Genomic DNA, 14,278 nt, shown 5'->3' on the forward strand with positions numbered 1-14,278 from the left:
CGGCCGGTGACCCAGCGCATCCCTGAGCCGAAGCGACCGGAAAACACATGAGTACTCCTTCGTACCTGATCAGACGCGTCCTCCAGGCCGTCGCGGTGATCGTGATCGTGACGATCGTGGTCTTCGGTCTGCTGCACGCCCTGCCCGGGGGTCCCGCCCGCGGCATCCTCGGCCCGCAGGCCACGGCGCAGCAGATCGCCCGCTTCAACCACGAACAGGGCCTCGACCGGTCTCTGCCCGTGCAGTACTTCCACTACCTGAACCAGTTGCTGCACGGCGACCTCGGCACCTCGTACACCCTGAACGCGCCGGTCTCCCGGCTCATCGGGGAGCGGCTGCCGAAGACCCTGGTCCTGACCGTCCTGTCGATGGTCATCGGCCTTCTCCTGGCGATCCCGCTGGGGATGTGGCAGGCCGTGCGCCGCAACGGGCCGGTGGACTATGTCATCACCACGCTGAGCTTCATCGCCTACTCCACGCCGGTGTACTTCCTCGGGCTGATCCTGATTCTGGTGTTCAGCCAGGTGCTGCCGTGGTTCCCGTCCCAGGCGCCGCAGGGGGACTCGCTCGCCCAGGTGTTCTCCGACCCGCAGGCCCTGGTACTGCCGGTGGCCGCCGGCGCCGCCTCCATGGTCGCGGTGTTCAGCCGCTACATGCGCGCCGCCACCTTGGAGAATCTCTCCGAGGACTACGTCAGGACGGCGCGGGCCGGGGGTTCCCGCTCCCGCGCCATCCTGTGGCGGCACGTCTTCCGTAACTCCCTGACGCCCGTGGTCGCCATGCTCGGCTACTACCTGCCGGTGCTCTTCGGCGGTGCGCTGGTGGTCGAGCAGCTCTTCAACTACCCCGGTATGGGGCTGCTGTTCTGGTCAGCCGCACAGGCCTCCGACTACCCGGTCCTGCTGGGCTGTGTGCTGGTCATCGCCGTCGCCACCGTGGTCGGCACGCTGCTCGCCGACATCGTCCAGCGGATCATCGATCCCCGAGTGAAGGCAGGCAGCCGGGCATGAGCGCCGTCATCCAGCCGGCCAAGACGCCCGGCACCGCGGACACCCCCCGGGAGAGCTCCGGCACCCGGCTCGCCGTGCGGCGCTTCCTGCGCAACCGGCTCGCCGTCGCCGGACTCGCCGTCGTGGTGTTCTTCATCCTGTTCTGCTTCGTGGGCCCGCTGGTGTACCACACGGACCAGACCCACACCGCCCTCCAGCAGGTCAACCTCTCGCCGAGCGGAGCACACTGGCTCGGCACCGACGCCGTCGGCCACGACGAGCTGGGCCGGCTGATGTACGGCGGCAAGGTGTCGCTGATCGTCGGTCTCGCCGCAGGCGTCCTGGCCACCGTCATCGGCACCCTGTGGGGCGCGGCCGCGGGCTATGCCGGCGGCTGGATCGACGCGGTGATGATGCGGATCGTGGACGCGGGCATCGCCATCCCCGCCCTCTTCATCCTGCTGGTGGTCTCCGCCATCACCACCCCCGGCCTGGCCGGCCTGATCCTCATCCTCGGGCTGGTGTCCTGGCTGGTGCCGACGCGGCTCATCCGGGCCGAGACCCTGACCCTGAAGAACCGCGACTACATACTGACGCTGCGGGCCATCGGAGGAACACACGCCCGCGCGATCCTGCGGCACATACTGCCCAACTCCGTGTCGACCATCGTCGTTGCCACGACCTTCCAGATAGCCGACGCCATCCTCCTCGTGGCGTACGTCTCCTACCTGGGCCTGGGCCTGCAGCCGCCGGCCACCGACTGGGGCGGCATGCTCTCCGCGGGACTCACCGCCGCCTACTCCGGCTATTGGTGGCTCATCCTGCCGCCCGGCCTGGCCATCATCCTGGTGGTCTGGGCGTTCAACGCGATCGGGGACGGGCTCCGTGACGCATTCGACGTGAGGGGACGCGGATGACCGCCACCCAGACCTCCGCCGCCCCGACGGCCGAGCCGATTCTCGAACTCGACGACCTCGGTGTCGTCTTCACCACCGAGTCCGCGGAGGTTCCCGCCGTACAGGGGGTGTCCCTGCACGTCCGTCCCGGTGAGACCCTCGCTCTGGTCGGCGAGTCGGGCTCCGGAAAGTCCACCGTCGCGCTGGCCGCGATGGGGCTGCTGACCGGAAACGCCCGTGTCACAGGCCAGGCCGTGATCGACGGCACCGACATCGTCGGGGCTGACGAGGCAGGGCTCGCCGCGCTGCGCGGCCGGACCGTCTCCATGGTGTTCCAGGAGCCGGCCACCGCGCTCGACCCGCTCACCCGGATCGGCAGGCAGATCGCCGAGGTGATCCGCAACCACAACGACGTCTCCGCCAAGGACGCCGCCGCTCGCGCCGTCGGCCTGCTGCGCAGGGTCGGCATCCCCGAGCCGGAGAAACGCGCGGCCGCCTACCCCTTCCAGCTCTCCGGTGGCCAGCGCCAGCGGGTGGTCATCGCCATGGCCATCGCAAACGACCCGGCCCTCCTGATCGCCGATGAGCCGACGACCGCGCTGGACGTCACCGTGCAGGCCGAGATCCTCGACCTGCTGCGCAGGCTCGCCGCCGAGACCGGCACCGGCGTCCTGCTCGTCACCCACAACATGGGTGTGGTCGCCGACTTCGCGGACCGGGTCGCCGTGATGTACCAGGGCCGGATCGTGGAGACCGGCCCGGTCGAGGACGTACTGCTGCGCCCGTCCCACGACTACACCCGGCGGCTGCTGGCCGCAGTGCCCCGGCTGTCGGTCGCGGAGTCCGACGAGCGCCCGCCGGCCTCACGTCGCCGCAGCGCCACGGCAGTTGGCGAGGCCCGCCCGGACGGCGGGTCCGGCAGCGGCGACACCACCGCGCCGGTCGTCGAACTCCACGACATCTCGGTGGTGTTCGGTCGCGGAAAGCGCGCGGTGCACGCCCTGGACGGCATCTCGCTCGTCGTCCGCCCCGGCGAGACCCTGGGCCTGGTGGGCGAGTCGGGCTCCGGCAAGTCCACCGCGGCGCGGGTCGCACTCGGCTTGATCCCGCCGACGTCCGGCGCCGTGTCGCTGTTCGGTGCCGACCTGGCCCGTACCCGTTCCCGTGCCCGCCGGAGGCTGCGGTCCGGCATAGGCGTGGTCCTCCAGGACCCGGTCGCCTCGCTCGACGCCAGGATGACGGTCGGCGAGTGCGTCGCCGAGCCGCTGCGGGTACATCGCCGTGAACTGTCCGCCCAGGAACAGCGCAGCAGGGTCGAAGCAGTTCTCGACCGGGTCCGGCTGCCCCGCGACATCGTCCGGCGCGCCCCCCGCGAGCTGTCCGGCGGTCAGCGCCAGCGGGTCAGTCTGGCCCGCGCGCTGGTGCTCGAGCCGCGGCTGCTGGTCGCCGACGAGCCCACCAGCGCGCTCGACGTGAGCGTGCAGGAGTCCGTGCTGAAGGTCATCGCGGAACTGCAGGACGAGTTGGGCTTCGCCTGCCTGTTCGTCTCCCACGACCTCGCCGTCGTCCAGCACTTCGCCCGCCGGGTCGCCGTCATGCGGGCCGGGCGGATCGAGGAGCAGGGCCCCACCGGTGAGACGCTGCTGCGCCCGGAAACCGACTACACCCGGCGGCTGCTGGCCGCCGTGCCGGTCCCCGACCCGGTGGTCCAACGCGGACGCAGAGCCGAACGCCTGGCCACCTTGGCGGCCGGACGCACGGAGGCCGAGGCGTGAGCGACCGCCCCTTGTTCGCCGGCGTGGACATCGGCGGGACCACGACCCAGGTGGTGCTGTGCGACGACGACCTCACGGTGCTCGACCGGGCCGGAACGACCACTCCGGCGGCCTCCGGCGGGCAGGCCATGATGGACGCCGCGCTCGGTGCACTGGCACCGCTGTTGCGGCGTACGCCCGGCCGACTGATCGGCGCCGGCGTCGGCGCGGCCGGGGTGGTGGACACCGCCGTGGGCCGCATCCTGGTGGCCAGCGACTCCTTCAGCGGCTGGTCGGGCTTCCCCGTCACCGCCGCCGTGGAGGACGCCCTGGGCGTTCCCGCGTTCCTCGACAACGACGTCAACGCGTTCCTGCGCGGGGAGGTGTCGGGCGGCGCGGTACGGGGTGAGCCCGATGTTCTCGGCATTGCGCTGGGCACGGGCGTGGGCGGTGCGCTCTGGGCGGGCGGCCGGCTCTTCGCCGGTCCGCACGGCGCGGCCGGCGAGATCGGGCACATCCCCGGATTCGGCGATTTGCCCTGTACCTGCGGGGGGCGTGGTCACCTGGAGACCTTGGCCTCCGGCCGTTCCATCGGGGCCCGATTCGCCGAGCGCACCGGCCGCCGGCTCACCGCGCGAGAGGTCGCCGACGCGGCCGCGTACGGCGACGAGGACGCCCTGGAGGTGTACCGCGCCGCCGGCGCCGGGCTCGCGCGGGCGGTCGTCATGACAGCCGGCCTGGTGGACATCACCACGGTGGTGATCGGTGGCGGCGTCAGCGGTGCCTGGCACCTTCTCGAGCCCGTCGTACGGGCCGAACTCGCCAAGGAGCCCCCGGTCAGTGGTCATCCGGTCCGCCTGGTCCGTGCCCGGCTCGGCGCCGATGCCGTACCCGTGGGCGCCGCCGCCCGCGCCCGCCTGGAGACGACGGCTATTCGCACGGCCAACCGCTGAGTCAAGAGGCTCGATGAAAATCAGCCACGCCAGACTTAATATCGCCAAGAGTCCCGGCCGACATCATGTGCACCAAAGCGGGCAACAGGGGGGGTACGCTCCTCAATCCACACCCCCAAATGCGTGACCTGCATCACAAAACCGCGACAGCTATGGTCGGAGCGACGCCACGTGTCGCAAACTCACTGCGATCTTCTGTTAGAAGAATTGCTCACGGGGAACTCGGTTACGAGGGGGCAACAGTGGGTCATCTATCGATTCAGATACGCGCTTCCAGATCCAGCGGATCGCCGGTTTTGAGGCATATCGCCGCCGATATTCACGCAAGCTCAGGGAAACCTGGACATCTCGCATTCCAGCACCTCTCCAGGGTGACTCTGTGAATTCCGCCGGGCATCCGCTGTCCCGGCAGCAGCAGACCGTCTGGGCCTCGCAGCAACTCCAGCCCGACGGGGACTCCTACCATGTTCCCGTGGCCTACCGCCTTTCAGGTCACGTCGCCGAGAAGGAGCTTGCCGAGGCCATCCGGTCGGTGCTGGACCGGCACCCCGTGCTGCGTGTGGCGATTCATCAGTTATCGAGCGGCGAACTTCGTCAGAGCGTACGTCCCACGTCGGACCGCGTCCTGGATGTACACCAGGTGACAGCCGATGAGCTGCGGGAACGGCTCGCCGCAGCCGCTTCGGAGCCGTTCTCCGGTGAAACCGCGTGCCGTGTGCGAGCCGACTTGTTCCGGCTGTCCCCGCAGGACGCCGTTCTCCTCCTGGTGTTCGACCACATCACGGTGGACGCACCTTCGGTCGGCCTGATCATCGAGGAATTAGGCCAGGCCTATGACGATGCCCTCGACGGCCGCCTCCCGGCGGATGCGCCTATTGACGAGTCGCCCTATTTCTCCTACGTCCGCCAGCAGCAGGAGCGGACGAATCTCCCCGAAGAGCAGGAACACACCGACTTCTGGGAGAAATACCTGGAGGGCATGGACGTACTCGCGTCCGCACCACGCAAGCGCCCGTACGGCAATGATTCGCCCATTCGCCATTCCTCCTGCCCGCTGTCCTTTCGGGCGGATTTCTTCGAGCTCGTCGAACGTCGGCGGGTGACCCCCTTCGCAGTGCTGCTGTCCGCTTACTCTCTGACGCTTCAGCACTTCCTCCGCTCCGATGACGTCGTCGTCTCCTATCCGGCTGTCGACTGGCGACGCACCGAATTCGACAGGGTGGTGGGGCTGTTTACGGACATGATGCTCTTCCGCTGCCCTCCGCAGGCTGAAACAAGCCTTCAGGAGTACGTCCGGGAGGTTCAGGAATCGCTCTTCACCTGCCTGGAGCATCAGGGAGAGTCCCTGGAGAAGCTGTGGGCCCGTATGCGGGTGATCGCCGGTGGCGGTGCGGCCCTCCCGGCCATGCTGTCCGTCAACGACCTGGGCACGGACCCCCGGTTGCGCGGGCTGGATGTGGAACGCATCCCGCTGATCCCGCGTGACGGCAAGTCGGAGCTGCTGCTGGCCATCAACATCAGCGGCACCGAAATCACCGGGCGGCTGGACTTCGACCCCGACGTGTACGCCCCGGCCACCGCACAGCGGCTGGCCCGCGCGTGGGAAACCGTGCTCGGCCAGATCGTCGACGGCTGGGACGGCACCGCGCGGGAAGTGGAGCTCATCACCGAGGCCGACCGCTCCCTGGTGCTGGACACCTGGAACGCGCCGCCCGGCGAGCTCGACCCGCCGCACGTCCCGGAGTCCTTCCTGCGTCAGGCCACCGCCGCCCCCGAGAAGGTCGCCCTGATCGACGAGGGACACGAGGTCACCTACGGGGAACTGGAACGGGCCTCCCGCTCCCTTGCCGCCCGTATCACGGCCCTCGGCCTCCCCTCGGGGAGCGTCGTCGCGCTCTGCCTGCCGAGGTCGGCCCGGTTCGTCGAGGCGGCCCTGGCCGTGCTGCGATGCGGTCTGGCCTTCCTCCCCGTCGACATGGAACAGCCGCCGCGCCGACGCGCCTTCGTCCTGTCCGACGCGGGAGCGGCAGCCGTGATCGCGCCGAGCCATGCCGGACTCGACGCTCTGCCGCCCGGGGTGAAGCCGCTCGGCCTGGACGCCGCCGAAGCCGCTGCCCCAGGCGACGGGTTCGAAGACCGGCCGGTGGACGCCGAAGCCCCCGCCTACGTCATCACCACGTCCGGAAGCACAGGGCTGCCCAAGGCGGTCGTCGTCCCGCACCGTGCGCTGACCAACAACCTCCGGTGGAAGCGGGACGAGTTCGGCTTCCGCCCGGAGGACCGCTTCTACTTCAAGACGCCGCCCATCTTCGACGCGTCGGTTTGGGAGTACCTCGCCCCGCTCACCGTGGGCGCCACGCTGGTGGTGGCGCCTCCGGGCGCGCACCGGGACCCGGCGGCCATGCTCGGCGAGATGCGGCGCCACGCGGTGACCGTGGCGCAGTTCGTCCCCACCCTGCTCAAGGCCCTGCTGGCGGAGGACGGATGGGGCGGCCTCCCCGCGCTGCGCCGGCTCTTCGCCGGTGGAGAGGCCCTCGACTCCTGGGTCGTGAAAGCCGTGACAAAGGGCTGTCATGCCCAGGTCATCAACCTGTACGGGCCGACCGAAGCGGGCTGCGACGCGACGTCCCACGTGTGCCGCCCCGGCGCCGAGCCGGAAGCGGCGGTGCCCATCGGCCGTCCCATTCCCGGGGGCCAGGCCTATGTGCTCGGGCCCGGCGGGCAGTTGATGCCCCCGACCTTCGTGGGGGAGCTCTGCCTCGGCGGGCTCCCGCTGGCTCTCGGATACGCCAACCGCGCCGAACTGACCGCCGAACGGTTCGTACCGCACCGGTTCAGCGAGGATCCCGGCGCGTTGCTCTACCGGACGGGTGACCTCGCCCGCTTCACCGAGGACGGCTTGCTCGAGTTCCACGGGCGCGACGACGGGCAGGCGAAGCTCCGCGGACTGCGTGTGGAACTGGACGGGATACGCAACCTGCTGCTCGGGCACCCCGGAGTCCAGGACGCCGTCGTGACGGTCCGCCCCGAGCTCCCGGACTCCCTGCTCGCCTACGTCGTCTGCGAACCGGACGACGTACTCGCCGACCTCCGCGGACACCTCGCCGACCGGCTGCCCCCGGAGCACCTGCCCACCCACTTCGTACGGCTGGCGGAGCTGCCGCTCACCGCCACCGGAAAGGTGGACGTACGAGCGCTGCCGCTGCCCGAGGCGGGAGCGGCCCCGTCGTCGCACAGCGAACCGCGTACCGGCCTCGAACGGCGGCTCGCCGCGCTGTGGGCGGAGGTCCTGGGCACGGAACCCGACCGGGTGCCCCGCGACGTGAGCTTGTTCCAGCTCGGGGGCAGCTCACTGACCCTGATTCAGCTGCATCGCCGGCTCAGGACGGAGATCGCGCCCGGCTTGTCGGTGACGGACCTGTTCAAGTACCCGACCGTTGCCGCTGTCGCCCGCTCGCTGAGCGGCTCGGAGAACGACGGAGGATGAGCATGACCCTTGCGCAGGAGAGCCGGCTCATAGCGGTGGTCGGGATGGCCTGCCGTTTCCCCGGCGCCCGTGACATCGACGAGTACTGGAACGCGCTCATGAAGGGGACGACGTCCCTGGTGCCGCTGACGGCCGACGAACTCGCGGCGAAGGGCGTCTCCCAGGAGGTGCTCGCCGACCCGAGTTACGTTCCCGTGGCCGGGGCGCTCGAAGACGTGGAGATGTTCGACGCCGCCTACTTCGGGATCCCGCCCGCCGAGGCGGCTGCCATGGATCCGCAGCACCGCCTCTTCCTCCAGGAAGCGGTGCACGCCCTGGAGCACGCGGGGTGGGCGGGCGGCGAGGACCGCAGGGTCGGGGTCTTCTGCGGCTCCGGCGAGAACCGTTACGCGGCGATGCTGCCCAGCCCGGACAGCGGCGCCCGGACCCACCGGTCCATGTCCGACACCCCCGCCGCGCTGCCCCTGCGCGTCTCCTACCATCTCGACCTGCGAGGGCCGAGCGTCTTCATCAGCAGCCTGTGCTCCACCTCGATCACCGCCGTCCACTTGGCCAGGCGCAGCCTGTTGGCGGGCGAGTGCGAACTCGCCCTGGCGGGCGCGGTGTCCGTGCAGCTGCCACAGCACCACGGCTATCGCGCGCTCGACGGCTCCGTCATGTCCCCGGACGGTCGGCTGCGCCCGTTCGACAGCGCGGCAGCGGGCACCGTACCCGGAAGCGGCGCGGGAATCGTCGTCCTCAAGCGCCTGGACGACGCCCTGCGCGACGGCGACACCGTCCACGCCGTCATCCGTGGCTCCGCCCTCAACAACGACGGGGCGGACCGGCAGAGCTTCGCCGCGCCGAGCGTGCGCGGACAGCGCGACGTCGTCATCGCCGCGCTCACCGACGCGGGTGTCGACCCGGCGACCGTGGGGTACGTCGAGGCACACGGCACCGGCACCTCCCTCGGGGACCCCGTGGAACTCGCGGCGCTCCGCGAGGCCCGGGAACAGCTGGGTGCCACCACTCCCTGTGCGATCGGCGCCGTGAAGTCGTCCCTGGGGCATCTGGACACCGCCGCCGGCATGGCCGGGCTCATCAAGGCCGTACTCGCCGTCCGCGAAGGCACGGTGCCCGCGACGGTGGGGCACGACGAACTCAACCCCCTCATCGACCTGGGGGACAGCGGCCTGTACATCAGCGTGGGCAGCCACCCGTGGCCGCATACGGAGCACCCCCGGCGCGCCGCCGTCACCGCGCTCGGCGTCGGCGGCACCAACGCCCACTTAGTGCTGGAACAGCCACCCAGGCAACCCGCACCGTCCGGGCCGGCCGCCCCGGACGAGCCGCACATCTTCCCGCTCTCCGCCCATACGCCGGTGTCGTTCGACCGGCTCTGCGACCGGCTCGCCGAGACGCTGGACCACAAGGAACACGCCCCGGGCGATGTGGCCCGCACCCTCCAAGAGGGCCGCCACCACCGCACGCTGCGCCGGGCCTGGGTCGCCTCCTCCCTCCAGGGGATCGGCACCGCCCTGCGCGAGAAGCCCGTCCCCGCGCCGGCGGAAGGGCTCGTGCTGGCGATCGACCTCGGGGACGAGAACCCGTACGACCTCGACGAGCGGCTCGGCGAGCGCATCCCGGAGCTCCGCCGTGCCCTCGAGCACACGGGCTCCGGGGCCTCCCGGGCGGTGGTCGCGGCGCACACCGCGCGGGGCCTGCTCGACGCCCTGGCCGCACGGGGAGTCGTCCCGGACGCCGTGGCCGCGGTGGGCGCCGGCGAGTACCTGGCGTTCGCCCATGCCGGAGCCCTGCCCTGGGACGTGGCGCTCCGCTGCGCCGAGCGGCACAGCCGGGCCCTGGAGGCGTCACTGCCCGGCGGGGATCTGAGCGTCTGCGAACGGCTGCTGGACGAGATCGAACGGGACCTCGCAGCCTGCCCGCCCACTCCTCCGGCCGTCGAGGTCCGGTCGCTCACCTCGGGCACCGGTTTCCCCGCCGGCCGGGTACCGCCGACGGGACACCTGCCGACGATGACCCGGGCCGCGGTGACCGGAGAAGAAGCCTCCGCACCCCCGCCGGGCTGCCCCAGCCTGCTCGACGGCGCGGCAGGCTGGGAGCAGTGGCTGCGTCTGGTCGCCCACTGCTGGGAACGGGGCGCCGACGTGGCCTGGCACCTGCTGCGCGGGGCCGGACGCCGGATTCCGCTGCCGGGCTACCCGTTCGACGAGGCCCGCCATTGGGCCGCTCCGGCGCCGGATGCCACCGCGGGACACACTCCCGTACCTGCCGGCACCACCGCGGCCGCCACCTCCCGCGCAGGCGGTGCGCAGGACGTCCTGACCGAACTGGGCGCCATCTGGCGGACGGTCCTCGGCGTTCCCGAAGTGGTGCCCGAGGACAGCTTCTTCGACCTCGGCGGGCACTCGCTGCTCGCCTCCCAGGTCATGACCAGGATCCGCGAGCTGTTCGAGGTGCGGATCCCGCTCGGCGATCTGCTGGACGCCGAGACGCTGGAAGGCATGTCCGAACTCGTTCAGGGCGAGCTTGCCGCGCTGCGTGTCTACGCGACGCAGACCGCCCCGACCGACGAAGCGATGGAGACGGTGGAACTGTGAGCGTCACCCGCTTTCTGGAGGACATGTCCGCGCGCGGGATCCGCATCGCGCCCAACGGCGAGAAGCTGTCGGTGTCGGGCCCCGACGGCGCCCTCACCGACGCCGTCAAGGACTCCATCCGCACGCGACGCGCGGAGATACTCCGGTTCTTCCGCGAGTACGAGGAGGAGCAGTACCGTCGCGGCGTCCGCATTCAGCGCGTCGACCGCCGGGAACCGATCCCCGCGTCCTATGCCCAGCGGCGCCTGTGGCTGGTGGAGCAGACGGCGAGCGACCTGTCCGTCTACAACATGTACTTCGCCACCGAATTCCGGGGCGACCTGGACGAAGCGGCCCTGCGCGGCGCCGCCGACGATCTCGTGCGGCGCCACGAGATCCTGCGCACGGCCCTGACCGAGACGCCGGAGGGCCTGTTACAGACCATCGACGACGACTGTGCGGCGCCGTTCGGGACACATCGGGCGGACACCCCGGAGGAGCACGACAGGCTGCTCCTCGACGTCGTCTCCACGCGTTTCGACCTGGCCGCGGCCCCGCTCATCCGCTTCGACCTGCTGCGCACGGCACAGCGGCGGTGGACCTTCGTCGTCACACAGCACCACGTCATCTCGGACGGCTGGTCCACCGGGCTGATCAAGAAGGAACTGTCCGAGCTGTACGCGGCGCGCGTCGCCGGGCGGAGCCCGCGGTTACCCGAGCTCTCCGTGCAGTACGCGGACTACGCCGTCTGGGAGCGTGAATGGCTCGGCAGCGATCTGGCGCAGCGGCAGCGCGCGTACTGGCGCGACAGGCTCGCCGAGCTTCCACCGCTGCTCGACCTGGTCCCCTCCCGGCAGCGCCAGGCGGTGCAGAGCTATCGCGGCTCCGCGCTGACCTTCCGGTACGGACGCGAACTCCTCGACAAGGTACGGGGGTTGTGCCGGGAGACCGGTACCACCCTCTACAGCACCTTCATGGCGGCGTACTCACTGCTGCTGTCCCGCATGACGCGGCAGTCCGACATCGCCGTCGGCAGCCCTCTGGCCAACCGGCCCTATCCGGCGCTGGAGCGGACCCTGGGGCTGTTCTTCAACACCATCACCGTGCGGACCCGGGTCGATGAGAGCAGTACCGTCCGCGACTACCTGGCGCAGACCCGGAGCAGCGCGTTCGACGCCTTCGCCCACCAGGACCTTCCTTTCGACCAGGTGGTGCAGGCGACGGCCCCCGAGCGCAGCAGCTCGCACTCCCCGATCTTCCAGACCATCTTCATCCTGCAGACCTATCCGGGCGAGCAGTTCACCTTGCCCGGTGTCCACGCCGAGGCCGCTCCGACCCCCTTCTACTCGGCCCAGTACGACCTGATGTTCAAGCTGCGCGAAGACAGCCGGGCGGCCGGGCTGCAGGGGCTGCTGGTCTACAACGACACGCTGTTCGACGAGGCCGACGCGCGGCGCTTCGCCGACTGTTTCGTCCGCCTTGTGGAGCGTATGTGCGAGGACCCGGACGCACGGCTCGCGGATCTGCCGCTGATCGACCCCGACAGCTCCCGGCACATCGACCGGTGGAATGCCTCCACCAGCCGGCCGGTGCCGGCGCGGCGCGTGGAGGACGAGCTCTTCGACCGGCTGCGCGAGGATCCCGAGCAGGCGGCCGTCACGTTCCGGGGGACCGTGCTGTCCCGGGGTGAACTGGCGCACAGGGCGGAGTCCGTCGCCGCCGGCCTGCGCTCCGCGGGGCTGCGGCCCGGCGGCCGGGTGGGCGTGCTGGTGCCCAGGTCGCCGGAGCTCATCGCCGTACTGCTGGGGATCCTCCGGGCGGGGCTGGTGTACGTGCCCCTGGACGGTGCCGCTCCGGATGGGCGCACCACGTCCATGCTCGACTCGGCCGGCTGCGCCGCGCTCGTGACCGGGGAGGTGTACGAGGGCAGGTGCCCGTCGTTCGCCGGTGTGCGGCTGAGCGCCGCGGACCTGCTCCGGCACCCGGGGACGGCCGGCTCCCCGGGTGAGGCCGCCGCCAACGCCGCCTATGTCATCTTCACCTCCGGCTCCACCGGGCGGCCCAAGGGCGTCGAGGTGTCGCACGCGAATGTGCTGAACCTCTTCACCGCCCTCGACGCGGTGGCTTCGCCTCCGGATCCGGCCGTGTGGCTCGCCGTCACCCAGGTCACCTTCGACATCGCGGTGGTCGAGCTGTTGTGGACCGTGGCCCGCGGTGTTCCCGTGGTGCTCTCGGAGACGTCCGAGACGCTGCGGCACACCACGAGTGACCCGCAGGGGCTTCAGGCGCCCGCGACCATCCCGGAGCTCATCCGCCGTGAGGGGGCGACGGCCATGCAGGCGACCCCCACGCTGCTGCGCGGCGTGCTCCGCCTGCCCGGCGCCGAAAGCGCCCTGGCCGGACTCCGGCTGCTGATGGTGGGCGGCGAACCGCTCGACCTCACCCTGGCCCGGCAGCTCAAGGACCTCGGCATCCCGCGCGTGCTGAACATGTACGGACCGACGGAGACCACCGTGTGGTCGACCTGCTGGGAGGTCCCGCGGGAGCCCGACCGCATCCTCGTGGGCCGGCCGCTGGCGAACACCGCGGCCCACGTGGTGGACGCGACGCTGGGCCCCGTGCCGATCGGCATGTTCGGCGAGCTGGTCCTCGCGGGGGCCGGTGTGGCCCGCGGCTACGTCGGCAGTCCCGGGCTCACCGCCGAACGCTTCCCCACCCTTCCCGCCCTGAGCGCTCCCTCCCCGTCCGCCGACGGTCGCGTCTACCGCACGGGGGACATCGCCCGGTGGCTGCCGAGCGGTGAGATCGAGTTGGTCGGCAGGGTCGACAACCAGGTCAAGGTGGGCGGCTACCGGATCGAGCTGGAAGAGGTGGAGCAAGCGCTCAACTCCCTCGCCGGAGTAGCTGAATCCGCTGTGACCGTCCAGCGTGAGCGGGAGCGCGGCCTGCTGGTCGCCCACTATGTGCCGGCGCCCGGCGCGGTGATCGACGAGGCGTATCTGCGGGCCGGGCTCGCCGACCTGCTCCCGGACCAGATGGTGCCCTCGGCCTTCGCGCCCTGTGCCGCCCTGCCCACCACCAGCAGCGGCAAAACGGACCGCAACGCCTTGCCGCACATTCGCGTCGAGACCCGGGAACAGACGGCCAAAGAGCCCGCGAACGATCTGGAGGCCCGGCTGCTGGCGGTCTGGCGAGCGGTGCTCGGCGACGACGGCATCGGCCCGGCCGACGACTTCTTCCAGTCGGGGGGCACGTCGATCCTCGTCGCCCAGCTGCTCACGGAGGTGCGCGACCGGGTGCACGAGGAGGCGCGGATCGTCGACCTGTTCCGCTACCCCAGTGTCCGGGCGTACGCGGCCCATGTCAGCGGGACGTCCCCGGCCGAGGACCCGCGGCGCGGTCGGGCGCCGGCCACGGACGCCCGCCGGGCGGCCCGGCAACGGCGTGGCCAACAGGTCTCCCGGAAGAAGCAGCTCCGGGCGGACGCGTTCCGGCCCGCCATCGACTGACCCCCGTCCCGCGCGACCCCGTCCCGCGCACCCCCGTCCAGCGCACCCCCCATCCCGCGCACTCGGCGTTTCGCGCGCCGCTGCCCCACGCGTCCCTCGCCGCATCCCGGT

7 protein-coding genes are annotated in these 14,278 nt (G+C 71.1%); all 7 read left to right on the plus strand.

Annotated features, from left to right (window positions below):
• Nucleotides 1–47 precede the first annotated feature (47 nt).
• The gene (locus ACFV2X_RS06970; RefSeq protein ID WP_385612433.1) at nt 48–1,010 is read left to right on the plus strand and encodes an ABC transporter permease; all 963 of its coding nucleotides are present in this window, start codon (nt 48–50) and stop codon (nt 1,008–1,010) included.
• Nucleotides 1,007–1,906, plus strand: coding sequence for an ABC transporter permease (locus ACFV2X_RS06975; RefSeq protein ID WP_385612435.1), 900 nt, complete (start codon nt 1,007–1,009; stop codon nt 1,904–1,906). Before ACFV2X_RS06970 ends, ACFV2X_RS06975 begins: the two co-directional genes overlap by 4 nt.
• The gene (locus tag ACFV2X_RS06980; RefSeq protein ID WP_385612437.1) at nt 1,903–3,660 is read left to right on the plus strand and encodes a dipeptide ABC transporter ATP-binding protein; all 1,758 of its coding nucleotides are present in this window, start codon (nt 1,903–1,905) and stop codon (nt 3,658–3,660) included. The genes ACFV2X_RS06975 and ACFV2X_RS06980 overlap by 4 nt, the downstream gene beginning before the upstream one ends.
• Before the next feature lie 11 nt (nt 3,661–3,671).
• The gene (locus ACFV2X_RS06985; RefSeq protein ID WP_385612910.1) at nt 3,672–4,592 is read left to right on the plus strand and encodes an ROK family protein; all 921 of its coding nucleotides are present in this window, start codon (nt 3,672–3,674) and stop codon (nt 4,590–4,592) included.
• 379 nt (nt 4,593–4,971) lie between these two features.
• Nucleotides 4,972–8,079 (plus strand): amino acid adenylation domain-containing protein, encoded by a 3,108-nt coding sequence (locus tag ACFV2X_RS06990; RefSeq protein WP_385612440.1) that lies wholly within the window; start codon nt 4,972–4,974, stop codon nt 8,077–8,079.
• Between the two features lie 2 nt (nt 8,080–8,081).
• A complete protein-coding gene (locus tag ACFV2X_RS06995) occupies nt 8,082–10,679 on the plus strand; it encodes a beta-ketoacyl synthase N-terminal-like domain-containing protein (RefSeq protein ID WP_385612443.1) in 2,598 nt (865 codons plus the stop codon).
• Entirely contained in the window at nt 10,676–14,167 is a 3,492-nt protein-coding gene (locus ACFV2X_RS07000; RefSeq protein WP_385612446.1) for an amino acid adenylation domain-containing protein, read from the plus strand. Before ACFV2X_RS06995 ends, ACFV2X_RS07000 begins: the two co-directional genes overlap by 4 nt.
• Nucleotides 14,168–14,278: the final 111 nt, after the last annotated feature.

This window comes from Streptomyces sp. NPDC059679 (assembly GCF_042734105.1).
In the GTDB taxonomy this organism is placed as follows: domain Bacteria; phylum Actinomycetota; class Actinomycetes; order Streptomycetales; family Streptomycetaceae; genus Streptomyces.